We start from the raw sequence: 25,544 nt of genomic DNA on the forward strand, positions 1-25,544 counted from the left end.
TTTTTATGCCGACCCGCCGAGGGACGGCTATCTTAGCAGTCAGCCAACGAAGTGAGTATTTTTTAGATGGCAAAAGGTTTGTTTTCCTGGCTGGGTTTCGGCCGCAAGAAAGAAGAGGCTGAGGCTGTCCAACCACAGACACCCCAAGCCACCCCTGTTACCACTGAGCCTGAGGTCACTGCTTCCCCCGCTCCCGTTTCTGATACTACGCCGGTCGTGGTGCATGAATTGCCGGCCAGCGCACAAAATGATGCCCTGCATGCTGGCGCTCCACTTCATGATGACGATTGCCCTCCCACTGAGCTGGACGTGGCTCCGCTGGTCGTGGAGGAGTGTGCTTCCGAACTGGAACCCGTCATCGTCAACGAATTGCTGATCGAGCAAGCGCGCGTTGAAGCACAGGCTGTCGAGACCGCCCGTGTTGCCGCCGAGGCACAGGCTGCAGAAGCCGCCCGTGTTGCTGCCGAAGCGCAAGCCGCAGAAGCGGCCCGTGTTGCTGCCGAAGCGCAGGCTGCAGAAGTGGCCCGTGTTGCTGCCGAGGCGCAGGCTGCAGAAGCGGCCCGTGTTGCTGCCGAGGCGCAGGCTGCAGAAGCGGCTCGTCTTGCTGCCGAAGCGCAAGCCGCAGAAGCGGCTCGTATTGCTGCCGAAGCGCAAGCTGCAGAAGCGGCTCGTATTGCCGCCGAAGTGCAGGCTGTAGAAGCGGCTCGTATCGCCAAAGAAGCCCAGAGAGCGGAAGATCTTCGCCTGGTTGCCGAGATGGAGGCTGAAACTGCCGCACTGGCTGCCTTGCCGCTTGCCGCCAAAGTGGATGATGACACTCAGGACAAGCCGCAGCGGGAGGGTTTCTTTGCCCGCCTCAAGCGCAGTCTGGTGCGTACCAAAGAGAATATCGGTTCCGGTTTCTTCGGTCTGTTCAGTGGCAAGAAGATCGATGACGATCTGTTTGAGGAGCTGGAAACCCAGCTGCTGACCGCCGATCTGGGGGTCGATACCACCCGTCGCATCATAGACGGTCTGGTGCAGCATGCGGATCGCAAGCAGCTCAAGGATGCCGAGGCACTCTACGGCCTGCTCAAGCAGGACATGGGCGCCATGCTGGCCCAGGTTGAGCAGCCGCTGGTGATCGACACCAGCAAGAAGCCCTATGTGATCCTGATGGTCGGGGTGAACGGTGTCGGCAAGACCACCACCATCGGCAAGCTGGCCAAGCAGTTCCAGGCCGAAGGCAAGAGCGTCATGCTGGCCGCTGGTGATACCTTCCGTGCCGCTGCCGTCGAGCAGTTGCAGGTATGGGGTCAGCGCAACAACATACCGGTGATCGCCCAGCATACCGGTGCCGATTCTGCCTCCGTCATCTATGACGCCATTGAGGCTGCCCGTTCCCGCGGTGCCGACGTGCTGATCGCCGATACTGCCGGTCGCCTGCAGAACAAGAGCAACCTGATGGAAGAGCTCAAGAAAGTGGTGCGGGTGATGAAGAAGCTCGATGAAGAAGCTCCTCACGAGATCATGCTGACGCTGGATGCAGGCACAGGTCAGAACGCCCTGAGCCAGGCCAAGCTGTTCAGCGAAGCCGTGGGTCTGGACGGTATCGTCCTCACCAAGCTCGATGGCACCGCCAAGGGCGGCGTCATCTTCGCGGTGGCTGACAAGTTCCAGATCCCGATCCGTTATATCGGGGTGGGCGAGGGGATCGACGATCTGCGCCCCTTCGTCGCCAACGACTTTATCGAGGCACTCTTCAGTCGCGAGGAGTAAGCGCCACATGCCCCGACTCAGGTCGGGGCATGTCAATGTCAGGGATCCGTTATGATTCGTTTTGATAAGGTCAGCAAGGTATACAGCGGCGGCCATCAGGCGTTGCAGAAGGTCAGCTTTCACCTGCACAAGGGGGAAATGGCCTTCCTGACCGGGCACTCGGGGGCAGGCAAAAGTACCCTCTTGAAGCTTATTGGCGTGATGGAGCGACCGACCGATGGCCGTGTCTTCTTTCATGGCGACGATGTCAGCCATATCAAGCGGGGGGATATACCCTATGTGCGTCGCCAGATCGGCATGATCTTCCAGGATCACCGTCTGCTGATGGACAGAACCGTGTTTGACAACGTGGCCCTGCCGCTGGTGATCGATGGTTACAGCCATGCAGACATCAACAAGCGGGTTGCGGCGGCGCTGGACAAGGTGGGCTTGCTCGGCAAGGAGCGCTATCAGCCGCGCATGCTCTCCGGTGGTGAGCAGCAGCGGGTTGGCATCGCCCGTGCCATCGTCAACAAGCCGCCGTTGCTGCTGGCGGATGAGCCGACCGGCAACCTGGATCCCCAGCTCTCCATGGATATCATGCGGTTGTTCGAGGAGTTCAACCGCTTTGGGGTCTCGGTACTCATTGCGACCCATGATCTGGGGCTGATTGCTCGCATGCGCTACCGTACCCTGACCCTCAAGGCGGGCCGGATGTATTCGGCGGGGGAGGAGCTCTGATGGCTATCGTTCGCCATAAACAACCACCGCTGCGCCGTCTGATGATGTACGGGGTTGATCACGTCCGTCAGGCGTTTGCCAGCCTGGGAGAGTTGTGGCGCAATCCGCTCGCCTCCCTGATGACTCTGGCGGTGCTCGGCGTCAGTCTGGCATTGCCCTCCTGCTTCCACGTCTTGCTGAAAAACGCCGAAGTGGTGGAAGGCAGCTGGCAGACCAGTTCCCAAATTTCTCTTTATCTGCGCAAGGATCTGCCAGAGCAGAGCATTCTCGACATGAAGCAGCGGATCCTGCTCTATCCCGAGGTGGAATCCGTCACCTACATGAGCCGGGAGGAGGCGCTGAAAGAGTTTCGCGAGATCTCCGGCTTCGGCGATGCCCTCGACTATCTGGACAGCAACCCCTTGCCGCCCGTGCTGAGCGTCATTCCGGATCCCCGCTGGCAGAATCCGGAAGGGGCCGCCGAGCTGCTCGGCAAGCTTAACAACGAAGACGGGGTTGAGCAGGGCAAGCTGGATCTGCAGTGGCTGACCCGGTTGCAGGGGATCATGAACCTGCTGCGCCATACCATTACAGGCATCGCCGTGCTGTTGCTCTCGGCTGTGCTGCTGATCGTCGGCAATACCTTGCGCCTGAACATCCTCAACCAGCGCTCCGAGATCGAAGTGCTCAAGCTGGTGGGGGCGACTGACGCCTTCATCCACCGTCCCTTCCTTTATACCGGCATCTGGTTCGGGGTCATCGGCGGCATGCTGGCCTGGTGGTTGACCGAAGTCATGGTGATCTGGAGCGAGGGTGTGGTGAAGGAGCTGGCCGGTCTCTACAACAGCAATTTCCGGCTGGTGGGCATGGGGGCGATAGACGGGATCAATCTGGTCTTGCTGGGGGCCTTGCTGGGGCTGATCGCTTCCTGGTTCTCGGTACATCGCCACATTCGTGACATAGAACCATCCTGATTAATTTGTCAGCGTTTCAAAGCGCTGGATTTTGAGAGCTGGATCAAGTAAAAGAGTGGCCGTTTCTGGCTCGGCCACTGTTCTCGGAGTAATCTGATTAACAGCTATCTTCAGGATCTGATCTGGATCCGGTGAACCTTCTGATTTATAAGCAGTCTACAAGTGCTGAAGAACTTATACGGGTGTGGCCCCTCTGCCTTGCTCGTCTGACTTGGCAAGCATGTGAAGGTTGCGAGCTCCGCAACAATGGACTTAGCATGCTACTTTTCGGGGGTCCTTGATTGTGACCCCCTTTTTTTGACTGTTCATTCATGATTCATCCTGCCGGCCTAAGATAGCCCGAGTTCAAACTGGGCACAGTGTTTGATGTGGGCCGCAGAATGATATCCGGTCAGTAGACAGACCCTCTCAGGGTGTTAGACTGGTTCGATTGAAAAGAAAGAGGTAAAAAATGGGAACTTCATTGCAACGCACTATGGCTCTGATTCCGCAAGGTAGTCTGGAAGGCTATATCCAGGCAGTAAATTCGATTCCTGTGCTGACTGCAGAGGAAGAGCGTGAGCTGGCTGAGCGTTTGCAGCAGGGTGGCGATCTCGAGGCTGCCCGTCAGCTGGTCATGTCGCACCTGCGTTTTGTCGTTCACGTCGCCAAGAGTTATGCCGGATACGGTCTGCCCCAGGCTGACCTGGTTCAGGAAGGCAACATCGGCCTGATGAAGGCAGTCAAGCGCTTTGACCCGACCGTCGGAGTGCGACTGGTCTCCTTCGCCGTGCACTGGATCAAGGCCGAGATCCACGAGTATGTCCTGCGCAACTGGCGCATGGTAAAAGTGGCCACCACCAAGGCCCAGCGCAAGCTCTTCTTCAACCTGCGCAAATCCAAGAAGCGTCTGGGCTGGTTCAGCCATGACGAAGTGCAGGCCGTCGCCGCCGAGTTGGGGGTCTCCCCGACCGACGTGACCGAGATGGAAGCGCGCATGAGCAACTACGATCAGGCGTTCGATCTGGTCGGTGATGATGAAGACGAAGGCGGCTTTGCCCCTGTCCATTATCTGGAAGACAAATCCTCCGATCTGGCCGCCACCATCGAGAACGACAACTGGGATGATCATGCGACCCGTCGCCTGAGCTCGGCCCTTGCCACTCTGGATGAGCGCAGTCAGCACATCATCCGTGCCCGCTGGCTTGATGATGACAGCAAGACCACGCTGCAGGAGCTGGCCGACACCTATGGTGTCTCCGCCGAGCGGGTGCGTCAGCTTGAGAAAAACGCACTCAAAAAGCTGAAAGACGCCATGGAGGCCTGATGCCTCCCACACAAAAACAGGGCCTGATGGCCCTGTTTTTGTTTCGCGAGTATCTGGTCGGCCTTGCCTTGGTTACCCTTGTCTATGTTATGTTGCCGCCACTGCCACAGTAGGGAGAGCAGATAGTGAAACTGTTGAACGACCTGTTTACCAACAACCGCGAGTGGGCGGAACGGATCAAGGCCGAGGATCCGAATTTCTTCGCTACCCTCTCCGCCCAGCAGGCCCCTGAATACCTCTGGATCGGTTGCTCCGACAGCCGGGTTCCCGCCAACCAGCTGATGGGCTTGCTGCCGGGGGATGTGTTCGTCCACCGCAATGTCGCCAATCTGGTGGTGCACACCGATTTCAACTGCCTCTCCGTGCTGCAATATGCGGTCGAGGTGCTCAAGGTGAAGCACATCATCATCTGCGGCCACTATGGCTGCGGTGGCGTCAAGGCGGCGATGCAGAACCAGGAGCTGGGGCTCATCGACAACTGGCTGCGCAACATCAAGGATGTCTACTTCAAGTATCGTGAACAGCTGGATGCCATCGAAGATGAGCATGAGCGTTTCGATTACCTGTGCGAGCTGAACGTGGCCGAGCAGGTTGCCAACGTCTGCCACACCACCATCATCCAGAACGCCTGGCGCAAGGGGCAGGAGCTGGCGGTGCATGGCTGGATCTATGGCATCAAGGACGGTCTGCTGCACGATCTGGATCTCTGCATCAGCGGGCCGGATCAGATCCCCGATGTTTACCGCGCCTGGCCGGACATGCGTCCGCCCCACCGCCGTCGCTGAGGAGCCTGCCGTTGGCGCCAGCCCTCTATCTTCAGATCAAGCAGCACATCCTGGACGGGATCCGTGAACGCCACTATCAGGCGGGAGACAGGATCCCGACCGAAGCCGCCCTGTGCGAGCAGTTTGCCGTGAGCCGCATGACGGTCAACAAGGCACTGCGCGAATTGGTGGCCGAGGGCTGGCTGGTGCGCACCGCCGGTTCCGGCAGCTTCGTGGCGGACAGGCGTACCGAGTCGCCCTTGTTGGCCATTCGCAACATAGCCGACGAGATTGCCGAGCGGGGCAGCCAGTACAGTGCCCGGGTGATCCGGCTGCAACGCCAGGCCGCCGACGAGAAGGTGGCGGTCCAGCTCGGGCTGAGAGTCGGTGCTGCCATCTTCCACAGCCTCATCGTCCATCAGGCCGATGGGGAGCCGCTGCAACTGGAGGAACGCTTCGTCGATGCCGAGCGTCTGCCCGGTTATGGCGAGCAGGATTTCACTCAACAGACTCCGAATCGCTACCTGATGGACGTCTGTCCTCTCTCCGAGATGGAGCATGTGGTAGAGGCCGTGTTGCCGAGTGCCGGTGAAGCCGGTCTGCTGCAGGTGCGGGTCGATACCCCCTGCCTGTTGCTGCACCGCCGTACCTGGTCGGAAGGGTATCTGGTCTCCTATGCCCGTCTGCTCTCGCCGGGTTCCCGCTACAAGCTGAGTTCCAAGACCAGTCTCAGTTAATTGTATATACATGTTGTTTTAACAGAGCCCACCTCATGGTGGGCTTTTTTGTGCTTAAACTCTAATGAAAGCGCTGTTATCAAGATGTGAACTTGATCCTTTCTTTCCTGACAGAGATCGGATATAAGATAATGTATATACATTTAGAGGTCGGTATGAACAAGGAATTGTTGAACTGCGAGCGGGTCTGGCTCAACGTGACACCCGCCACCCTGCGCCCCGATCTGGCTGACTACGGTCTGCTGGAACCCCACGCCCTTGGCGTTCATGAAGGCAGGATCCACGCCCTGGTGCCCATGCAGGATCTCAAGGGCCCTTATCCTGCCCACTGGCAGGACATGAAGGGCAAGCTGGCAACCCCGGGTCTCATCGATTGCCACACCCATCTCATCTTCGCCGGCAGCCGGGCCGAAGAGTTTGAACTGCGCCAGAAAGGGGTGCCCTATGCCGAGATCGCCCGCAAGGGCGGTGGCATTCTCAGCACGGTACGGGCCACCCGTGCCGCCAGCGAGGAGCAGCTATTTGAGTTGGCACTGCTGCGGATCAAGTCGCTGATCCGGGAAGGGGTCACCACGGTGGAGATCAAATCCGGCTACGGCCTCACGCTGGCGGATGAGCTCAAGATGTTGCGGGTTGCCCGCCGGCTGGGGGAGGCGCTGCCGATCCGGGTCAAGACCACCCTGCTGGCGGCCCATGCGGTGCCGCCCGAATATCGCGACGATCCTGACTCCTGGGTCGAGACCATCTGCCAGGAGATCATTCCGGCGGCTGCCGAGGCCGGTCTGGCCGATGCGGTGGATGTCTTCTGCGAGCACATCGGCTTCTCGCTGGCCCAGACCGAGCAGGTCTATCTGGCCGCGGATCAATACGGTCTGCCGGTGAAGGGCCACATGGAGCAGCTCTCCAACCTGGGAGGCAGTGCGCTGGCCGCCAACTTTGGTGCCCTCTCGGTGGATCATCTGGAGCATCTGGATCAGGCAGGGATCCAGGCACTGGCCCACCGTGGCGTGGTCGCCACCCTGCTACCCACCGCGTTCTATTTCCTGAAAGAGACCAAGCTGCCCCCCATCGCCGCCCTGCGCAAGGCCCATGTGCCCATGGCCGTTTCCTCCGACATCAACCCTGGCACGGCCCCGATTGTGTCGCTGCGCATGGCCATGAACATGGCCTGTACCCTGTTCGGTCTGACCCCGGTCGAGGCCATGGTCGGGGTGACCCGCAACGCCGCCCGCGCACTTGGCGAGCAGGAGCGTTTGGGGCAGTTGAGAGTGGGCATGCTGGCGGATTTCCTGGTCTGGAACTGCGCGCACCCGGCCGAGCTGAGCTACCTCATCGGGGTCGATCAGCTGGTGAGCCGGGTCGTCAACGGGGAGGAGACGCTGCATGGATAAGTTCAGCCTATCCCATATGTCGGTCTGGCAAGGGCGCCAGGATCCGGAAGATGGTGAGCTCGCCCTGCGCTGGCACGACAAGGTGCAGGCCTGGTCGCTGAGCGGTACTGCCGAACCCGGCGTCGCTCTGGTGGGCTTTGCCTGCGACGAGGGGGTGCGCCGCAACAAGGGGCGTGTGGGGGCCGCTGGCGCACCGCTGGCGATCCGCAAGCTGCTGGCCAACAGTGCCTGGCATCTGACCCGTCCCGTCTATGACAGCGGGGATTTGACCTGTGACGACGGCGATCTCGATGCCGCTCATGCCCGCTTGGCCGAGCGGGTGGCGAGCCTGCTGGATGAGGGACACTACCCGCTGGTGCTGGGAGGCGGTCACGAGGTGGCGTTCGGCAGCTGGAGCGGCCTCAACCGTCATCTGGCCGGTCAGGGCCGGGTCGGCATCATCAATTTCGATGCCCACTTCGACCTGCGCATGAAGCAGGAGCAGGCAAGCTCGGGCACCCCCTTCTTCCAGATAGCCGAGCAGTGCGCCGCCCAGGGGACGCCCTTTACTTACGCCTGCCTCGGGGTGGCCGAGACCGCCAATACGCAGGCGCTCTTTGCAAGGGCCGACGCCTTGGGGGTCTGGTATGTGAAAGATGAGGCCATGAGCGAGCGTAGCCTGCCCGCCTTGCTAAGCGGGCTGGATAGCTTTATCGCCCAGTGTGACCACCTCTATCTGACTATCGATCTTGACGTCTTGCCCGGCGCCGTCATGCCGGGGGTGAGTGCCCCCGCCGCCCGCGGCGTCGAGCTGGCCGTCATCGAACTCCTGATCGCCCATATCCGGGCCAGCGGCAAGCTGCGGCTCGCCGACCTGGCCGAATACAACCCGAACCTGGATCAGGATAACCGCAGCGCCCGCGTGGCCGCCCGGCTGGTCCATCAGTTAACCAAGTAGCGCTCTGCCGAGGGCAGGTCGCAATGCTGCTGCATTGATAAAACAAGGAGTGTGTATGTCTGAGCAACACCTGGATCCCCGTCAGGATCCGAGCCGTGTCATCCGTGCCTCCCGTGGTACCACGCTGACCGCCAAGAGCTGGCTCACCGAGGCGCCGCTGCGGATGCTGATGAACAACCTGGATCCGGAAGTGGCCGAGCATCCCCAATCCCTGGTGGTCTATGGCGGTATCGGCCGCGCCGCCCGCAACTGGGCCTGCTACGACAAGATTGTCGAGGTGCTGACACGGCTGGAGGAAGACGAGACCCTGCTGGTGCAATCCGGCAAGCCGGTCGGCGTGTTCCAGACCCACAAGGATGCGCCTCGGGTGCTGATCGCCAACTCCAACCTGGTGCCGCACTGGGCCAACTGGGAACACTTCAACGAGCTGGATAAGAAAGGTCTCATGATGTACGGCCAGATGACGGCCGGATCCTGGATCTACATAGGTACTCAGGGAATCGTGCAGGGTACCTACGAAACCTTCTTTGCGGTGGCCAATCAGCACTTCAACGGCGAACCCAAAGGGCGCTGGATCCTGACCGGCGGTCTGGGTGGCATGGGTGGCGCACAGCCGCTGGCGGCCACCATGGCCGGCTTCTCCATGATTGCCGTCGAGTGCGACGAGACCCGCATCGATTTTCGCCTCAAGACCCGCTACGTCGACAAGAAGGCCCACAGCCTGGATGAGGCGCTGGCCATGGTCGAGGAAGCCAAACAGAGCGGCACCGCCGTTTCCATCGGCCTGCTCGGCAACGCCGCCGATGTCTTTGCCGAGCTGGTGGCCCGTGGCATCACCCCGGACGTGGTGACCGACCAGACCTCTGCCCACGACCCGATCCACGGCTATTTGCCGCAAGGGTGGAGCTTGCCTAAGTGGCGCGAGCTGCAAAAATCTGCGCCCCAGGAAGTGAACCAGGCGGCTCGTCACTCCATGGCCCGTCAGGTGGAAGCCATGCTGACCCTGCAATCCCGTGGCGCGGCGACCCTCGATTACGGCAACAACATCCGCCAGATGGCGCTGGAAGAAGGGGTGAAAAACGCCTTCGATTTCCCCGGCTTCGTGCCTGCTTATATTCGCCCGCTGTTCTGCGAGGGGATTGGTCCCTTCCGCTGGGTGGCGCTGTCCGGCGATCCGGAAGATATCTACAAGACCGACCAGAAGGTCAAAGAGTTGATCCCGGACGATCCCCACCTGCACAACTGGCTCGACATGGCCCGCGAGCGCATCGCCTTCCAGGGCCTGCCGGCGCGGATCTGCTGGGTCGGGGTCAAGGACAGGGTACGCCTCGGCCTGGCTTTCAACGAGATGGTGAAAAATGGCGAGCTGAAGGCGCCGATCGTGATTGGCCGCGACCACCTGGATTCCGGCTCGGTGGCGAGCCCAAACCGCGAGACAGAATCCATGATGGATGGCTCCGATGCCGTCTCCGACTGGCCGCTGCTCAATGCCCTGCTCAACACGGCCGGTGGCGCGACCTGGGTCTCCCTGCACCATGGTGGCGGCGTGGGCATGGGCTTCTCCCAGCACTCGGGTGTGGTGATTGTCTGTGACGGCTCCGATGACGCCGCCAGACGCGTCGGTCGCGTGCTGCGCAACGACCCGGCCACCGGTGTGATGCGTCACGCCGACGCAGGCTACGAGATTGCCATCAACTGCGCCCATGAGGCGAAACTGGATCTGCCGATGCTGACCGCAACGGGCAAAGGGGTTAAATAAGATGTTTGAACTCAATCTGTTACCGGGCAAACTCTGCCTCAATACCCTGCGCCGCGTCAGCCGCGAGCCGGTCCATATCAGCCTGGATCCGGCCGCGCTGCCGGGGATCCGCGCCTCCGCAGCCGTGGTCACCAAGGTGATAGAGCAAAACCGCGTTGTGTATGGCATCAATACCGGTTTTGGCCTGCTGGCCAACACCCGCATTCCGGTGGAGCAGCTGGACGAATTGCAGCGCTCCATCGTGCTCTCCCACGCCGCTGGCATCGGTACCTACATGGATGACGCCACAGTGCGGCTGATGATGGTGCTCAAGGTCAACTCGCTGGCGCGGGGCTTCTCCGGCATCCGCTTGACGGTGCTTGAGGCGCTGATGACCCTCATCAACGCCGAAGTCTATCCGGTGGTGCCGAAGAAGGGATCCGTCGGTGCCTCCGGCGATCTGGCACCGCTGGCCCACATGAGCTGCCTGCTGATCGGGGAGGGCAAGGCCCGCCACAAGGGCGAGCTGATAGACGCTGCCACGGCGCTGAAGATCGCGGGTCTCGAGCCTATTTCATTGGCGCCGAAGGAGGGACTGGCCCTGCTCAACGGTACCCAGGCCAGCACGGCGTTTGCGCTGGAAGGCCTGTTCCACGCCGAAGATCTGTTCGCCGGCGCCATCACCATAGGCGCCATGAGTGTGGAGGCGGCGCTGGGCAGTCGTCGTCCGTTCGATGCCCGCATCCATGAGGTGCGCGGTCAGCGTGGCCAGATCGATGCCGCGGCTTGCTATCGTCACCTGCTGGTGGATGGCAGCGAGATCGGCATGTCCCACCACAACTGCGAGAAGGTGCAGGATCCTTACTCGTTGCGTTGCCAGCCCCAGGTGATGGGGGCCTGTCTGGCCCAGATCCGCCACGCCGCCGAGGTGCTGGTGTGCGAGGCCAATGCGGTCTCCGACAACCCGTTGGTGTTCGCCGAGGATGAGGAGATCCTCTCCGGTGGCAACTTCCATGCAGAACCCGTGGCCTTCGCCGCCGACAACCTGGCCCTGGCCATCGCCGAAATCGGGTCGTTGTCAGAGCGCCGCATGGCTCTGCTGATCGATTCCCGCATGTCGGGCCTGCCCGCCTTCCTGGTCAACAACGGCGGCGTCAACTCGGGCTTCATGATCGCCCAGGTCACCTCGGCGGCGCTCGCCTCCGAGAACAAGAGCCTGGCTCACCCGGCCTCGGTGGACAGCCTGCCCACCTCCGCCAACCAGGAAGATCACGTATCCATGGCCACCTTTGCCGCTCGCCGACTGGCGGACATGGCGGAGAACACCCGTGGCATACTGGCGGTCGAGCTGCTGGCAGCTGCCCAGGGGCTGGATTTCCGTGCTCCGCTGCGTACCACAGCACTGCTGGAGCAGGCCAAGGGCCGGCTGCGGGCAGAGGTGAGCTTCTACGACAAGGACAGGTACTTCTCGCCGGACATAGAGGCGGCGGCTGCGCTGCTGGCCAGGGCGAGTTACAACGACCTGATCCCGGTCGGTGTGCTGCCCAGCCTCTAAGCCCCCATTCGGCTCATAGCAAAAGACCGCCCATCGGGCGGTCTTGTCGTTTCTGGTGTTGGCTGGCGCGGGTTATTCGTGTTCAAACATCAGGAACAGATAAACCACGAACAGCACCAGGTGGGTAGCGCCGTGCAGGACATTGGTGCGGCCGCTGCTGAAGGTGACCTTGCAGACCATAAGCGTGGTGACGAGCAGCACCATGTCGGCGGCGGAGAGGCCGAGGCGCACCTCCTGGCCCAGCATGGCGCCGATGAACAGCACGGCCGGTACTGTCAGGGCTATGGTGGCCAGCACAGAGCCGAAATAGAGGTTCATGGCCCGTTGCAACTGGTTGTTGAAGGCTGCCTTGATGGCACCGACTGCCTCGGGGGCGAGTACGATACAGGCCACGATAAAGCCACCCAGCGCAGGAGGCGCCGCCATGATCTTCACGCCGAAGTTGATGGGCACGGCCAGGGTCTTGGCCAGCAGGATCACCACCACCAGATAGGCCAGCAGCAGTATGGTGTGATAGACGTTGCTGCGCAGCGGGCCGTGGTGCTCCTCGTAATCCTCGTGGTCGCTGTCGACGAAGAAGTGGCTGTGGCTGCGGGTCTGGATCAGCAGGAAGATACCGTAGAGCAGGATGGAGATGATGATCAGCATCCAGGACATGGGGCTCGACATGCTGCCAATGGTGCCGCCCCGGGTGAAGTTGGGCAGCACCAAGCAGAGCAGGGCCAGCGGTATGATGGCGACCAGATAGGATTTGACCCCATCCAGATTGAAGCTCTGGGTGTGGTAGCGCCAGCCGCCAAACAGCAGGGTGAAGCCCACCAGGCCATTGGTGACCAGCATCACCACGGCAAACATGGTATCGCGGGCCATCACGGGATTGGGGTCGCCTGTGAGCATGACGGAGGAGATCATCACCACTTCCAGCGAGATGACGGAGAGCGTCAGGATAAGGGTACCGAAGGGCTCACCCAGTTTGATGGCGAGGGCATCCGAGTGGCGCACCACAGAGAAGATGGCCCAGGTGACGATGGCAAGCAGCGCCGCCGAGACAGGCAGATAAATCCCGAGCGGAGTCGCCTCTGTCAGCAGCTCGCTCCCTATAGTCTTGAAGAACAGCAGGGTCAGCAGGCCAACGGGCAGGGCAATCTCTTGCCGGATAAATGACTTCATAGGCAATGGTTCTCATCTCGGGGCGGCATGAGCCGACGGGGTATGGAGGCAATGATGCAAGGTCACGGTAGGTGACGACCCAGACAATGATAAAGGCTGTTGCCCGGATCGGGAAAAATCATTTTGTTACAAACCAAGTAGTGATGGGCTTGTCTGACCCCGTGGTCAGCCGATGGTCGGGATATAGATAGCTAATCTGACCGTATGCTGCGTAGCATGGGCTATGCCGATCGCATTCATGCTCTTGTGGATCTGGCGGCATTCCGACCAAGGACTCCCATGTCTGTTGTGCGTCTGCGCTATCACACCATAGAGTTTGGCGAACTCGACATCCACCTGCGCACCCTGCGCGACAACCAGCAATTCTCCGATGACGAGGGGGAGGCAGAGGCGCTCGGCATCTCTTCAGCCTTCTGGCCGCTATTCGGTATCGTCTGGGATTCCGGCAATGTGCTGGCCCATCTGATGGTGGAGTACGAGATAGTTGGCTTGCGGATCTTGGAGGTGGGCTGTGGCATCGCCTTGGCGAGTCTGGTGCTCAACCACAGGCTGGCCGACATCACGGCCACTGATTATCACCCGGAGGCGGGCGCCTTTCTGGCGGAAAATGTGCTGCTCAACAAAGGCAGCCTCATCCCCTTTATTCGCACCGGTTGGGCAGATACCACCACGGCGCTGGGTCGCTTCGATCTCATCATCGGCAGCGATCTGCTCTATGAGCGCGGTCAGGTCGAGACCCTGGCCGCCTTTATCGAACAACACGCCAAGCCCCATTGCGAGGTGATCCTGGTGGACCCGGGTCGTGGCCTGCATGCCCGCTTCAGCAAGCGGATGGTGACCCTGGGCTATCAGCACAATCAGCACAAGCCACTGGATGTGAGCTATCTGAGCCAGCCTTTTCGTGGCCAGATACTGCAATACCGGCGCTAGTCATCGGCAGTATGGGCTGCCGTCGCGCCAGGCTTCCCTATTCGGTTGTGGTTTCTTTATCGACCCGGTGGGCGGTCAAGGCCGCGGCGGCATAAGCCTGAGGGCGGGATTTGTCGCAAGGAGGAAGGGTTTGATACACGGATGGGATGCAAATGGGAGGCGTTGTTCTGGTGCATTAGCTGTATCAATTTGATCCGCAGGGAGCGCCGTGGCAATGATAAATTATAACTCAATGATAAATATGGTTTTTATAAATTACTCTGATGAAGATTCAATCGCTTACCTGTCATAAGTGACAATTGTCCAGCTTATCTGAAATGGCTAGAGTAGCCGAGCGGTTTGACTCACCGTGTGTTCAATACTCCTGTATCTGTTTTTTTGTCAGTAGCACAGAGTGTTAGTTTTGATATGAGTGTTTCTTTCGGTCCCCTTAGTGGGACCATTTTTCTGCCTGAAAATCCCTGATCCCGCCACTCCACTCCCATTTTTCTGCCCCGGTAGCCATTTTCATGGATGGCTTTGTGTCAGGCTTGGTGTTCCTGTGCCCATTTGGTTATGCTCGCCCGCTTAATTCCAGAAGCGGGATCTTCGTCCATAGGCGCGCTTCGGCGTTGGCTGATACGATGAAGCCACATGGATGTTGTCGGGCATACGGAAGGCATATGAAACTGACTACTCAGCTTGTCTCGTTTATTACCCTGTGCGTGATCGCCTCCATGGCCATGGTGCTGCTCGGCGGTGTGTTCAGCTTTCGTGAGCTGGGGATGGAGCTGCAGCAAAAGAAGGTCAACTCTCTGGTCGAGGTGATCGACAAGCAGCTGGAGGTGGCCGATGACCATCAGGAGCTCACCCGCTGGTTGCCGACCCTGCTGCGTTCGGCCCATGTGGTGGAGCTGGAGATCCGTCAGGGCAAGCAGCGGATTTACTGGTTTCGCGACGTGCAACAGCAGACCGACGAGAGTCTGTTGATCCCCTACAGCCAGCCCATCTCTCATCAGGCAGGCATGCAAGCCGACTTCAAGCTGGAGCGACCGTTCAAGGAGTTCGAATACTCCATGAAGGCCATGTCCGGCATCTCCCTCGGTATCTTCATCGTCATCTTCGGGCTCTGGTACTCCATTCGCTGGCTGCGGCTGCAACTGCGAGGTGCCGAGCTGCTGGCCGAAAGGGCCCAGCTTATTCTCGACAACAAGCTCACCAAGCTGGCCCACGATCCGGCGGAGGAGTGGCCCGTCTCCGCCAGTCAGGCCCTGGATCATCTGCTGGCCGAGCTGGCGGATGCCCGCAAGGAGCGCAGCCGCTTCGACAACTTCATCCGCAGCAATGCTTTTGTCGACAAGATGACAGGCATAGGCAACCGCCTGTTCTTCGACAACCGGCTGGAGAGCGCCATCATGGAGGCGAGCGTGATGAGCGGCGGCGTGCTGCTGATCGACCTCGCCGGTCTGGAGGATCTGGATCCCGAGCTGAGCGGGCGCCAGAGCCAGGATCTGCTGATGGAGGCGAGTGCCTCCATCGCTGCCTTCGTGCGCAAGCACAACGGCGCCCTGCAGGCCCGCTATGCCGGTCAGGTGTTTGCCGTGCTGCTGCCCAACATGTCCGAGAGCGAGATGGTGGATGGCGCGGGCCAGCTGCACAAGAGCCTGCAGCGACTGCACTGGCCCGCGGCGGTCAACGTCGAGACCGCCGTCTACCTGGGCGCCGTCTGCTATCAGGCGCAGGATTCCCTGCTCAAGGTGCAGGAAGAGGCCGAACTGGCGCTCAAGAGCGCGCGACTGCAGGGTCATACCGGCTGGTTCCTCTACGAGAAGCAGCTGGATGAGGAGCAGAGCAGCAAGGGCACGGTACGCTGGCGCACCCTGATAGGCCGCCGCATCGAGGAGCATGGCATCGATTTTTACGTTCAACCGGTGCAGCAGGAGCGGGATCAGGTGGTGCTTCAGCAGGATTTGCTGATCCGCATTCACGACGAGCAGGGGCGGGCGTTGCAGGCTGGCGTCTTCATGCCCATGGCAGAAAAGGCGGGGCTGCTGTTGCCACTGGATCGGCTGGTGGCGGAACAGACCCTGCGGCTGCTGCGTCAGCGCTCAGAGCAGAGCTGCCCCATCAGTCTGACCCTCTGTGCCCAGAGTTTGCTGCACCGGGAGTTCCAGCGCTGGCTCTTCTTCGACCTGTTCCAGCTGCCGCGCAGCATCAACGAGCGGCTGATTCTGCAATTGTCCGAAGCCCAGGTGACTCGCCACTACGAGGCACTCAAGCGGCCGCTGCGGGCGCTGCGCATGCTGGGCTGCCAGCTGGCCATCGATCACGCCGGTCAGGATGTGGTGAGTACCCAATACATCAAGGAGTTCGAGATCAACTTCCTCAAGCTCCACCCCAGTCTGGTGCGGGAGATCCACACCCGTCAGGTCAACCAGATGGCGGTGCGCAGCCTGGTGGGAGGCTGCGCCAACACCCGTACCCGGGTGATTGCCGTCGGGGTGGAGAGTGGCGATGAGTGGAAGATGCTGCGCCACCTCGGCGTTCATGCCGGTCAGGGTCCCTGGTTCGCCGAGCCGGAGCGGCTGGTGATGGAACCGGCCGGCGCCTGATGGTGTGGCCGCAGGGCTGCCCTCAGATCCGGCCCTGCTCCTTCAAACCAGCCAGTCCCTGCATGCCACCCGTGTGGATAAAGACTATCTTGCTGCCACGGGGGATGCGCCCGGCGGCCAGCTCGCGAAACAGGCCCCACATCGCCTTGCCGCTGTAGATGGGTTCCAGCGGCAGGCCTGTCTCGGCGCTGAAATCCTGCACCCACTGCCACAGGGCCGGGCTGAATTTGGCATAGCCACCATCATGGTGATCCAGCGCTATCTGCCAGCCGGGCGTGCTGGCAGCGGCGGGATGGAGGCGACACACCTCGTCAGCGATAAAACCGCCCCCCTTCAGTACCGCGATGGCGAGTATCTGTTCCCGATCCCGTTTGCCGGCGATCAGGCCAGCCAGGGTGCCGCCGCTGGCGCAGGGCAGCACCCAGAGATCCGGCGAGAAGGGCACCTCGTCGACCAGCTCGGCCACCCCGGGAATGGCGAGCGGGCTGCTGCCTCCTTCCGGCACTATCAGGGTATCGGACGCCGCAAACTGGGCCAGCCAGTCGGGGTCCTGACGCCGCCGGTAACTCTGGCGGTCGACAAAAATGAGATCCATGCCCCAGCCTTTTGCTGCGCTCAGGGTGGAGTTGCTGACGGCCTCTGCTTCACCACGTATGATGCCGGTAGTTCTCAGGCCAGATTGACTCCCAGCTGCCGCCAGCGCATGAATGTGGTTGGAATAGGCACCGCCAAACGAGAGCAGGTGCTGCATGCCCTGTTCCCGGGCATGTTGCAGCTGGTACTTGAGTTTGCGCCACTTGTTGCCCGAGATGGTCGGGTGGATCAGGTCATCTCGTTTGCACCAGAGCTGGACGTCGTATTGCCGCAGCAGAGGGTGGAAGATGGCTTCCAGTGGCGAGGGCAGCCGGGCTGGTTGCAGGGTAAACGCCCGCGGGCGGGTCGAACTGGGTAACAATGAGTAATCCGTCATTTATCTGGAGGCTAATGCCCTGTTTATGCTAAGGTTTAATGCGTTTTATGCAGCCAGGTGCGGGTTTCAATGAAACAACTTTTTAGACGTTCAACCCCAAGCCGTCAGGTGGGGCTCCTGCTTGCCAGCGACCGGATCATGCTGGCCTCGCTGGGCAACCCCCCTGTCTTCGCCACCCGCGCCATCAACGGCCCGCAAGAGTGGCCGCTTGCCATGAGCGAGCTGTTCAGCCGCCATGGCCTCGCCAAGTCTAAAGTGCGGGTCGCACTCGCCGCCACTCTTTATCAGCAAGTCCAGATCGACAAGCCCGCCGTGCCCGAGGCAGAAATGGCGGGCGCTCTGCCCTGGGCCATCAAGGATTATGTCAACGAGCCCGTGTTGCAGCTCGCCATGGATTACGTGGACTTGCCCACTCCGCCGGCTGGCAGGCCGCGGATCAACGTGATCTGCGTGCCCAAGGCGCGGGTGCAGCAACTGGCGGATGCGGTCAACAGCATAGCGAGTCTGGATGCCATCGTCAGCGACGAGCTGGCCATGACGGCGCTTTATGAGGCCGACAACACAGTACGCATGTTGCTGTGGCAACCCAGGGGGCAGGATCTGCAACTGCTGGTATTCCATCAGGGCGGGCTCTGTTTCTCCCGCCAGCTGCGCGGTTTCACCGCCCTCACAGGCGAGCATGAGCCGGACAGCATGCTGCTCGATTCGCTGGCGCTGGAGATCCAGCGCTCCCTCGATTATCTGGCCGGCCAGCTCAAGCTGCCGGAGCTTGGCCAGATGCAGCTCGCCATCGCCTCCTCCTTCATCGGCACCCTGGTGCGCCACATGGAGCAGACCTTTGGTTTTGCCGTCTCCGCCATGGCCAACAAGGCTGTGCTGGCCGGTGTTGAGTACCTGTCGGCCTATGCCGCAGCCATCGGGGAGCCTGCCTGATGAAACGTCAGATAAACCTCTATGGCGCAGAGTTTCGCCCCAAACGCCAGTGGGCCAGCCTCAATCAGATGGCGCTGGTGTGGGGGGGCTGCGTGATCCTGTTGCTCTGCATGGCCGCTTTTTACGGCTGGCAGCAGCAAGGGGTCAGCCGTGAACTGGCACAGGTGCGCGCGGCGCTGGAGGTCAAACGTGGGGAGGCCCAGCGGCTGGATGCCGCGTTGACTCGCCATCAGGCCAACACACAGTTGCAACAGCAGCTGGCCAACAAGCAGGAAGAGTTGACTGCCAAGCAGGGGCTGATGCGTCAGCTGGGCAGCCTGGCGTTGCAAAAATCCCAGGGCTACGCCGGCCTGATGGCCGATCTCTCCCGCATTCGGGACAAACAGCTCTCCTTGCAGCGGATCGAGATCGCCGAGGGGCGTATCAATATCTCCGGCTTCGCCGGTCGCAGCCAGGATGTGCCCGCCTGGGTAAACCGTTTCAAGCAGACACCGTCGCTGGCGGGCAAGCAGTTTGGTGAATTGACCCTGAGCCGTGACAAGGAGGGCCGCCTGGCCTTCCAGCTCAGCGGTATCGAGCGGGAGAAGCCCTGATGAGCCTGAAAGCACAATGGCTGGCGTGGGCAGACAAGATTGCCGCCCTCAGCCAGCGCGAGCGGATATTGATACTGTTGACCGGGCTGGTGCTGGTCTGTGCCGGTGGCATTTATGGCTGGCTGGATGATGCCACCCTGCGCCTTGAGCAGGAGCGTGTGGCCTTGACCTCGGCCCAGCGGGATCTGGAGATCATGGATCTCGAGAATCTGGGCAAGCAGGCACGTCTGGCGCGGGATCCCGATCAGAATGTACGGGAGCAGCTGGCGCGGGTTGAGGGTGAGCTTGGCAAGCTGGATGCCGAACTCAAGGCCCAGACGGTGGATCTGATCCCGGCCCACGAGATGCCGGAGGTACTGGAGGCCTTGCTGTCACGCTCCACCAATCTGCACATGCTGGCGCTGACCTCCCTCGCCCCTGAGCCGCTGATGGCGGGGGATCAGGGCATCAACCTGTTCAAGCACGGTATTCGTCTCAAACTGGAAGGCGGTTATTTCGATGTGTATCAGTACCTGAAAGCGCTGGAGGCGCTGCCTCGTCACTTCTACTGGAAGCAGTTTGACTATCGGGTGGAAGCGCACCCCAAGGCGGTGGTGGAGATGGAAATCTACACCCTGAGCACCAGCAAGGAGTTTATTCGTGGTTAGATGGCTGACGCTATTGTGTTGCCTGCTGGGCTCAGTGGCCAAGGCCGAGGTGCTGCAGGATCCCACCGAACCGCTCGAGGGAGTCAACAGCCAGGCGGGGGCGGTAGAGAGCCAGAGCGCCGGTCTGCCCAAGTTGCAGAGCGTGGTGCTAGGCAACGGCCCGGCGCTGGCGGTGCTCAACGGGAAAAGTTACCGGATAGGCCAGCAGGTCGAGGGATATCGACTGGTGGCCATCAGTGCAGATGCCGTTGTGCTGGAGAAGGGGGGCAAGCGCCAGTCGCTGACCCTGTTTGCCAGCAAGGTCCGTATCTGAACGGGCCCTGCCCGGGATGGGCGGGGCAAGGTTTGTCGAGTTTAATTGCAAGTCAGGGTGCACTCATTACATGAAAAAAAATCATCTCTGCCTGATCTCCGTAGCCGTTCTGGCTGCAGGCTGTACCAGCTACCGGCACCCCGAACCCGTGCAGGCCAAGGACGCACTGAAACACGCCATGACCGAGCAGAACAAGGTCGGCGCCCTGGCGACCGTACCCAAGTCGGTACAAAGCGAACTGTTGCAGATGAACCGGCCGCCCCAGGCCATCAGCATGCCGGAGCAGCGGCTGCGTATCGCCGCCCACGATGTGGAGGCGGTGGAGTTTTTCGGCTCCCTGTTCAAGGGCTCCCGTTACAGCGTGGCCGTGCATCCAGGGGTAGGCGGGCTGGTTTCCGTCGAGCTCAAGGACGTGACCCTGCCCGAGGTGCTGGCCGTGGTGGGTGACATGTACGGCTTCGACGTGCAGCGCAAGGGTAACGTGTTCCACGTCTATCCGGCTGGCCTGCGCACCGAAACCATACCGGTCAACTACCTGATGATGTCCCGCCGGGGTCTGTCCCGTACCTCGGTCAGTACCGGCGGTGTGACGGCCAACGACAACAATTCAAACAACGGCGGCATCAACTCCAGCAGCAACGCTGAAATATCTTCTAACCAAAATGGCACAGGTATTTCTAGCAACTCCAGTACCCAGACGACATCGAACGGTACCCAGATAGAAACGGGCACCAACAGCGACTACTGGACCGATCTGCGCACCTCGCTGGAGATGCTGATCGGCAGTGGCGATGGTCGTGCCGTCATCACCAGCCCGCAGGCGGGTCTGGTCACCATCCGCGCCTATCCAAAAGAGCTTAAAGCGGTGCGCGAATTCCTCAGTCAGTCCGAAACCCACCTCAAGCGCCAGGTGGTGCTGGAGGCGCGGATTATGGAGGTGGCTCTAAGCGAAGGCTATGAGCAGGGGGTGGACTGGAGCGGTCTCTCCGCCAGCTGGGATGGCAACAAGGGCATTACCGGTGGCGGCTCTCTCTCGCCGACCCAGTTGCCCACGACCCCCAATCAGATCTTCACCGCGCTGGGGGGCGGGGCCGGTTTCAAGATCTCCGACGGCAACTTCAACGTGGCGGTCAACTTGCTCAAGACCCAGGGGGATGTAAACACCCTTTCCAGCCCGCGGGTGACGGCGACCAACAATCAGAAGGCGGTGATCAAGGTGGGGACGGACGAGTACTTCGTCACCAATGCGACGACAACCATCACCTCTACTACAACAGGATCAGAGCGGACGCCCAATGTGGAGTTGACCCCCTTCTTCTCCGGCATAGCGCTGGACGTGACGCCGCAGATCGACGAAGAGGGCAGGGTGCTACTGCACATTCACCCCTCTGTCATTGATACCGAAGAGCAAAACAAGACGATCGATTTGGGCACCACAGGCGGCAAGATGACTCTGCCGCTGGCCAAGAGTTCGATCCGCGAGTCCGATACAGTGGTGCAGGCCAACAACGGCGACATTATAGTCATCGGCGGCCTGATGAAGACCGACAAGCAGGAGATCGTCAGCAAGGTGCCGCTGCTGGGGGACATTCCCTGGATTGGCGAAGCCTTCACCAACCGCCGCGAGAGCACCAAGAAGGTGGAGCTGGTGATCATGCTCAAGCCAACCGTGGTGGAGAAAGACACCTGGCAGAACGAGCTGAAACGCAGCGCCGATCTCCTGGACAAGTGGTATCCGCCTAAGGGCTAAGCCATGAAGCAGCGCGCGGTCAGCCTTACCCCATGTGCCCTCTTGCCCTGCGTCACTGCAGGCTGCTTGCTCGGGATGGCAGGTGACAACCCATGTACCTGAACCACTTCGGTTTGCAGGAGGCGCCGTTCGGCCTCACCCCCAACACGGGTTTTTACTATGGCTTGCCGCCCCACGAAGAGGCGTTGCAGGTGCTGAACTGGGCGCTGGCACAGGGGGAGGGGTTCATCAAGGTGACCGGCGAGGTGGGTACCGGCAAGACACTGCTCTGTCGCAAGCTGCTGAGCGAGCTGGGGTCTGAGGCTCACCCCGTGCGTCTGGCCTGGTTGCCCAACCCGCACCTCACGCCGGCCGAGCTGCGCACAGCCCTGGCGCTGGAGCTGGGATTGTCGGTGCGGGAGGGGGCCGAGCTGGATCTCACGGATCGTATTCATCGCCACCTTATCAGCCTGCATCAGCAGGGCAGTCGAGTGGTTGTGCTGATCGACGAGGCGCAGGCCCTGCCGGACGAGACCCTGGAAGCGATCCGGCTGTTTGGCAACCTGGAGACGGAGTCGAACAAGCTGCTGCAAATCGTGCTGTTCGGTCAGCCCGAGCTGGACACCCGGCTGGCAAAGCCTCATTTGCGTCAGTTGCGTCAGCGGATCGGCTTCTCCTACTGCCTGCGCCCCCTGCGCTTTGACGAGACCCGAGCCTATCTGGAGCACAGATTGCAGGTCTCCGGTTACCGCGGGGCACCGCTGTTTGCAGGGTACGCCATGCGCCTGCTGTGGCGGGCGTCGCGCGGGATCCCCAGGCTTATCAACATACTGGCGCAGAAGTGCCTGATGCTGGCCTATGGCCAGGGGGCGCGCCAGATCGATAGCCGTCTGGTGCGGCTCGCCATTCGCGATACCGACGATGCCAGCCGCTTTGCGCCGTTGCGCTGGTGGCCCCTGTTACTGTTGCTGGGGTGTGCCCTGGCTTATGGAGTCTGGCCATGAGCGTGATCAACCAGATGCTCAAGGATCTGGAGCAGCGCCAGCAGGGTGGCGAGGGGGCCGTCTATGTGCCGCCCGTGCGGCAACAGGGTTGGTGGATGCTGGTGCTGACCCTGATCTGCGGCCTGGCCCTCGGCATTCTGGGCTGGCGGACCTGGATTTACTGGCAGCAGAGTCTGGTCCAGGCCAGCGAGCCAAGGCCTGATGCCGTTGCCCGCGCCGTGCCCGCCACGCCGGCCTATGTAGAGCAGGAGCCGGTGGATCTGGTGGTGGCCTTGCCCACCCCGGGCCCCGGGCCCGAGACCCGCTCTCGGCCTGCAGTCGAACCCGGGCTGGCACAAGAGCAGGATGAGATCGCCTATGAAGAGGCTCCGCCGAGCGATGAAGAGCTGCAACCTGAGCTCTATGCCGAGCTGGAAGCGGAACAAGAGGCGGTCGCCACGCCGCCGCGCAAACCGGGGGTGCTGAAGATAGAGACGGTGAACCTCTCCGAGGCCGAACTGGCCACCCTGGCCGAGCGCAAGGCCACTACCGCCATGGCCAGGGGGCAACTGCGAGACGCCCAGGACAACTACTATCAGGTGCTGGTTCACGACCCCCACAATCAGGGCGCCCGTGAACAGCTGGCGGGTCTGCTCTACGGCGAAGGGCGGCTGAGTGAGGCTGGCCAGTTGCTGGAAGAGGGGATACGGCTCGATCCGGCGCAGGCGGATTTTCGTCTGCTGCTGGCACGGCTTGCCATCAGCGGCGGCGATCAGCTCAAGGCACTTGGCTGGCTGACCGGTTATCAACCTGACTTGGCCAGCAATCTGGATTATTACGCCACCTGGGCCGGGTTGACCCAGGAGCTGGGCCGCAACGCCGAGGCGGCGGAGCTCTATGTGAAATTGCTGCGTCAGCAGCCTGATCAGGGGCGCTGGTGGCTCGGGCTAGGTGTGGCCGAAGATGGCCAGGGCCACAGCCTGCGGGCGCTCGATGCCTATCGCAATGCCCAGTTGCATGGCAACCTCGGCGAGGCGTCGACCCGCTGGATTGAACAGCGAATTGCCCAGCTCGCTCCCTGACGGGCGGGACGGTTAACTTTTTTGGAGTTTGCATGGCACAACCCAGACTGAAAATGCGCCTCGGCGACCTGCTGGTACAAGAGCAGATCATCTCGGATGATCAACTGCAGCTCGCCTTGCAGCAGCAGCGTCAGACCGGCCGCAAGCTGGGCACCACACTGATCGATCTCGGCTTCATCAGCGAGGTGCAATTGCTGCAGTTCCTCGCCCGCCAGCTGGACGTGCCCTTCTTCGATCTCAACAACCTCACCATAGACGCCTCTGCGGTGCCGCTTCTGCCCGAGGTTCAGGCGCGCCGTTATCGCGCCCTGGCGGTCAATCTCACCGACAACCGGGTGACAGTGGCCATGTCGGATCCGGCGGACCTGAGTGCCCTCGACGCCATCGCGGCCTTGCTCAGCCCCAGGGAAATGGTGCTGGCGGTGGCGCGGGAAGGTCAGCTGCTGGAGTATTTCGACCGCCTCTATCGCCGTACCCGCGAGATAGAGAGCTTTGCCGAACAGCTGCACGAGGAGTATCAGGACTCCGGCTTCGAGCTGGGTTCCAGCAACCTGGGCGCCGGCGACGAGGGGGAGGCGACGGTGGCCAAGCTGCTGCGCTCCCTGTTCGAGGATGCGGTGCAGGTGGGGGCGTCCGATATCCATATCGAGCCGGATGAGAAGGTGCTGCGCATTCGCCAGCGGATCGACGGCATACTGCACGAGAATATTCTCAACGAAGTGCGCATTGCCCAGGCGCTGGTGCTGCGCCTCAAGCTGGTGGCCGGGCTCGACATCTCCGAGAAGCGACTGCCCCAGGATGGCCGCTTCAACATGAAGGTGCGCGGTCGGGACGTGGATGTGCGTATGTCCACCATGCCGGTGCAGTACGGCGAATCCGTGGTGATGCGGCTGCTGGATCAATCCTCCGGCATATTGTCCCTGAGCGAAACCGGCATGCCGCCGGAGATCCTGACCCGCTTCCGTCGCCAGCTCAAACGCCCCCACGGCATGATACTGGTGACAGGCCCGACCGGGAGCGGCAAGACCACTACCCTCTATGGCGCTCTGTCTGAACTCAATCAGGCCAGCAACAAGATCATCACGGTGGAAGACCCGGTGGAATACCGCTTGCCCAGGGTCAATCAGGTGCAGGTCAATCCCAAGATAGGCCTCACCTTCTCCCATGTGTTGCGCTCCACCCTGCGTCAGGATCCGGATATCTTGCTGGTGGGGGAGATGCGGGACAATGAGACGGTGGAGATAGGCCTGCGTGGCGCCATCACGGGCCATCTGGTGCTCACCACATTGCACACCAACGATGCGGTTACCAGCGCCCTGCGTCTCATCGACATGGGCGCGCCTGGCTATCTGGTGGCGAGCGCGCTGCGTGCCGTCATTGCCCAGCGGTTGGTGCGGCGGGTGTGCGAGCACTGCGTCGAGGAGAAGGCGCCTGACGAGGGGCAGGCGACCTGGCTGAGGGTGCTGTCCGGTGAGGCGCCGGGTCAGCATGTCTACCACAAGGGGCGTGGCTGCCAGAGCTGCAACTTCACCGGCTACTCTGGCCGGATCGGTGTCTACGAGCTGCTGGAGCTGGATCAACCCATGATGGATGCCCTGCGCCGCAACGATGCGGAAGGCTTTGCCAAGGCGGCGCGTCAGCATGAGCACTACCGGCCGCTGGCCCTGACAGCGCTCGATTATGCCCGCCAGGGGATCACGTCGGTGGACGAGGTGCTGAGGTTGGCCGAGGACCTGGGGTAAGT

The 25,544-nt window shown here is 61.3% G+C and carries 22 protein-coding genes; 20 read left to right on the forward strand and 2 right to left on the reverse strand.

All coding sequences use genetic code 11. The annotated features are described in order from the left end of the window. Positions 1–66 precede the first annotated feature (66 nt). The 10 genes from ftsY (at position 67) to hutH (ending at position 11,859) form a co-directional block, all read left to right on the forward strand. Positions 67–1,758: a signal recognition particle-docking protein FtsY gene (gene ftsY / locus GWQ31_RS18385; RefSeq protein WP_275909980.1), complete on the forward strand. Its 1,692-nt coding sequence runs from the start codon at positions 67–69 to the stop codon at positions 1,756–1,758. A 51-nt stretch (positions 1,759–1,809) separates the two neighbouring features. After that, the gene (gene ftsE / locus GWQ31_RS18390) at positions 1,810–2,478 is read left to right on the forward strand and encodes a cell division ATP-binding protein FtsE (RefSeq protein ID WP_005316428.1); all 669 of its coding nucleotides are present in this window, start codon (positions 1,810–1,812) and stop codon (positions 2,476–2,478) included. Beyond that, a complete protein-coding gene (gene ftsX, locus GWQ31_RS18395) occupies positions 2,478–3,431 on the forward strand; it encodes a permease-like cell division protein FtsX (protein WP_005316425.1) in 954 nt (317 codons plus the stop codon). The genes ftsE and ftsX overlap by 1 nt, the downstream gene beginning before the upstream one ends. Before the next feature lie 451 nt (positions 3,432–3,882). Next, positions 3,883–4,737 (forward strand): RNA polymerase sigma factor RpoH, encoded by an 855-nt coding sequence (gene rpoH, locus GWQ31_RS18400; RefSeq protein WP_011899178.1) that lies wholly within the window; start codon positions 3,883–3,885, stop codon positions 4,735–4,737. 125 nt (positions 4,738–4,862) lie between these two features. Then, on the forward strand, positions 4,863–5,522 hold the full coding sequence (gene can, locus GWQ31_RS18405) for a carbonate dehydratase (protein WP_042868573.1): 660 nt from the start codon (positions 4,863–4,865) through the stop codon (positions 5,520–5,522). A gap of 11 nt (positions 5,523–5,533) precedes the next feature. Further along, positions 5,534–6,238: a histidine utilization repressor gene (gene hutC, locus GWQ31_RS18410; RefSeq protein WP_058394753.1), complete on the forward strand. Its 705-nt coding sequence runs from the start codon at positions 5,534–5,536 to the stop codon at positions 6,236–6,238. Between the two features lie 155 nt (positions 6,239–6,393). Next, the gene (gene hutI / locus GWQ31_RS18415; protein ID WP_265420768.1) at positions 6,394–7,629 is read left to right on the forward strand and encodes an imidazolonepropionase; all 1,236 of its coding nucleotides are present in this window, start codon (positions 6,394–6,396) and stop codon (positions 7,627–7,629) included. Then, the gene (hutG, locus tag GWQ31_RS18420) at positions 7,622–8,566 is read left to right on the forward strand and encodes a formimidoylglutamase (protein ID WP_265420767.1); all 945 of its coding nucleotides are present in this window, start codon (positions 7,622–7,624) and stop codon (positions 8,564–8,566) included. The genes hutI and hutG overlap by 8 nt, the downstream gene beginning before the upstream one ends. A 55-nt stretch (positions 8,567–8,621) precedes the next feature. Continuing rightward, the gene (gene hutU, locus GWQ31_RS18425) at positions 8,622–10,325 is read left to right on the forward strand and encodes a urocanate hydratase (protein WP_275909981.1); all 1,704 of its coding nucleotides are present in this window, start codon (positions 8,622–8,624) and stop codon (positions 10,323–10,325) included. Between the two features lies 1 nt (position 10,326). After that, entirely contained in the window at positions 10,327–11,859 is a 1,533-nt protein-coding gene (gene hutH, locus GWQ31_RS18430; RefSeq protein WP_275909982.1) for a histidine ammonia-lyase, read from the forward strand. A gap of 72 nt (positions 11,860–11,931) precedes the next feature. On the opposite strand, the gene GWQ31_RS18435 is transcribed toward hutH, so the two are convergent. Further along, positions 11,932–13,029 (reverse strand): calcium:proton antiporter, encoded by a 1,098-nt coding sequence (locus tag GWQ31_RS18435; RefSeq protein WP_005316398.1) that lies wholly within the window; start codon positions 13,027–13,029, stop codon positions 11,932–11,934. A gap of 279 nt (positions 13,030–13,308) precedes the next feature. Between GWQ31_RS18435 and GWQ31_RS18440 the strand changes: the two genes are divergently transcribed. Continuing rightward, on the forward strand, positions 13,309–13,959 hold the full coding sequence (locus tag GWQ31_RS18440; RefSeq protein ID WP_265420764.1) for a histidine kinase: 651 nt from the start codon (positions 13,309–13,311) through the stop codon (positions 13,957–13,959). Positions 13,960–14,621: 662 nt separating this feature from the next. Next, complete coding sequence (locus tag GWQ31_RS18445) at positions 14,622–16,550, forward strand: EAL domain-containing protein (protein ID WP_275909983.1); 1,929 nt, start codon at positions 14,622–14,624, stop codon at positions 16,548–16,550. 22 nt (positions 16,551–16,572) lie between these two features. On the opposite strand, the gene GWQ31_RS18450 is transcribed toward GWQ31_RS18445, so the two are convergent. After that, a complete protein-coding gene (locus GWQ31_RS18450) occupies positions 16,573–17,520 on the reverse strand; it encodes a pyridoxal-phosphate dependent enzyme (protein ID WP_275909984.1) in 948 nt (315 codons plus the stop codon). Between the two features lie 69 nt (positions 17,521–17,589). Between GWQ31_RS18450 and GWQ31_RS18455 the strand changes: the two genes are divergently transcribed. The 8 genes from GWQ31_RS18455 (at position 17,590) to mshE (ending at position 25,542) form a co-directional block, all read left to right on the forward strand. Next, a complete protein-coding gene (locus GWQ31_RS18455; RefSeq protein WP_005316385.1) occupies positions 17,590–18,453 on the forward strand; it encodes a hypothetical protein in 864 nt (287 codons plus the stop codon). Then, positions 18,453–19,046 (forward strand): PilN domain-containing protein, encoded by a 594-nt coding sequence (locus GWQ31_RS18460; RefSeq protein ID WP_021139571.1) that lies wholly within the window; start codon positions 18,453–18,455, stop codon positions 19,044–19,046. Before GWQ31_RS18455 ends, GWQ31_RS18460 begins: the two co-directional genes overlap by 1 nt. Further along, entirely contained in the window at positions 19,046–19,693 is a 648-nt protein-coding gene (locus tag GWQ31_RS18465; RefSeq protein WP_125597285.1) for an MSHA biogenesis protein MshJ, read from the forward strand. The genes GWQ31_RS18460 and GWQ31_RS18465 overlap by 1 nt, the downstream gene beginning before the upstream one ends. After that, complete coding sequence (locus tag GWQ31_RS18470; protein WP_275909985.1) at positions 19,686–20,006, forward strand: MSHA biogenesis protein MshK; 321 nt, start codon at positions 19,686–19,688, stop codon at positions 20,004–20,006. The genes GWQ31_RS18465 and GWQ31_RS18470 overlap by 8 nt, the downstream gene beginning before the upstream one ends. Positions 20,007–20,076: 70 nt before the next feature. Further along, positions 20,077–21,756 (forward strand): pilus (MSHA type) biogenesis protein MshL, encoded by a 1,680-nt coding sequence (mshL, locus tag GWQ31_RS18475; RefSeq protein WP_099991463.1) that lies wholly within the window; start codon positions 20,077–20,079, stop codon positions 21,754–21,756. Positions 21,757–21,848: 92 nt separating this feature from the next. Next, complete coding sequence (locus GWQ31_RS18480; protein WP_270687721.1) at positions 21,849–22,739, forward strand: AAA family ATPase; 891 nt, start codon at positions 21,849–21,851, stop codon at positions 22,737–22,739. Further along, the gene (locus GWQ31_RS18485; RefSeq protein WP_275909986.1) at positions 22,736–23,800 is read left to right on the forward strand and encodes a tetratricopeptide repeat protein; all 1,065 of its coding nucleotides are present in this window, start codon (positions 22,736–22,738) and stop codon (positions 23,798–23,800) included. Before GWQ31_RS18480 ends, GWQ31_RS18485 begins: the two co-directional genes overlap by 4 nt. Positions 23,801–23,832: 32 nt before the next feature. After that, entirely contained in the window at positions 23,833–25,542 is a 1,710-nt protein-coding gene (mshE, locus tag GWQ31_RS18490) for an MSHA fimbrial ATPase MshE (protein ID WP_021139565.1), read from the forward strand. The last annotated feature ends 2 nt before the right edge of the window (positions 25,543–25,544 follow it).

Source organism: Aeromonas sp. 2MA4 (genome assembly GCF_029237305.1).
GTDB lineage: Bacteria > Pseudomonadota > Gammaproteobacteria > Enterobacterales > Aeromonadaceae > Aeromonas > Aeromonas salmonicida.

Coding starts and splice junctions, on each gene's coding strand:
- ftsY (WP_275909980.1), top strand. CDS start 67: ATGGCAAAAGGTTTGTTTTCCTGGCTGGGTTTCGGCCGCAAGAAAGAA.
- ftsE (WP_005316428.1), top strand. CDS start 1,810: ATGATTCGTTTTGATAAGGTCAGCAAGGTATACAGCGGCGGCCATCAG.
- ftsX (WP_005316425.1), top strand. CDS start 2,478: ATGGCTATCGTTCGCCATAAACAACCACCGCTGCGCCGTCTGATGATG.
- rpoH (WP_011899178.1), top strand. CDS start 3,883: ATGGGAACTTCATTGCAACGCACTATGGCTCTGATTCCGCAAGGTAGT.
- hutI (WP_265420768.1), top strand. CDS start 6,394: ATGAACAAGGAATTGTTGAACTGCGAGCGGGTCTGGCTCAACGTGACA.
- hutG (WP_265420767.1), top strand. CDS start 7,622: ATGGATAAGTTCAGCCTATCCCATATGTCGGTCTGGCAAGGGCGCCAG.
- hutU (WP_275909981.1), top strand. CDS start 8,622: ATGTCTGAGCAACACCTGGATCCCCGTCAGGATCCGAGCCGTGTCATC.
- hutH (WP_275909982.1), top strand. CDS start 10,327: ATGTTTGAACTCAATCTGTTACCGGGCAAACTCTGCCTCAATACCCTG.
- GWQ31_RS18435 (WP_005316398.1), bottom strand. CDS start 13,029: ATGAAGTCATTTATCCGGCAAGAGATTGCCCTGCCCGTTGGCCTGCTG.
- GWQ31_RS18440 (WP_265420764.1), top strand. CDS start 13,309: ATGTCTGTTGTGCGTCTGCGCTATCACACCATAGAGTTTGGCGAACTC.
- GWQ31_RS18445 (WP_275909983.1), top strand. CDS start 14,622: ATGAAACTGACTACTCAGCTTGTCTCGTTTATTACCCTGTGCGTGATC.
- GWQ31_RS18450 (WP_275909984.1), bottom strand. CDS start 17,520: ATGACGGATTACTCATTGTTACCCAGTTCGACCCGCCCGCGGGCGTTT.
- GWQ31_RS18455 (WP_005316385.1), top strand. CDS start 17,590: ATGAAACAACTTTTTAGACGTTCAACCCCAAGCCGTCAGGTGGGGCTC.
- GWQ31_RS18460 (WP_021139571.1), top strand. CDS start 18,453: ATGAAACGTCAGATAAACCTCTATGGCGCAGAGTTTCGCCCCAAACGC.
- GWQ31_RS18465 (WP_125597285.1), top strand. CDS start 19,046: ATGAGCCTGAAAGCACAATGGCTGGCGTGGGCAGACAAGATTGCCGCC.
- mshL (WP_099991463.1), top strand. CDS start 20,077: ATGAAAAAAAATCATCTCTGCCTGATCTCCGTAGCCGTTCTGGCTGCA.
- GWQ31_RS18480 (WP_270687721.1), top strand. CDS start 21,849: ATGTACCTGAACCACTTCGGTTTGCAGGAGGCGCCGTTCGGCCTCACC.
- GWQ31_RS18485 (WP_275909986.1), top strand. CDS start 22,736: ATGAGCGTGATCAACCAGATGCTCAAGGATCTGGAGCAGCGCCAGCAG.
- mshE (WP_021139565.1), top strand. CDS start 23,833: ATGGCACAACCCAGACTGAAAATGCGCCTCGGCGACCTGCTGGTACAA.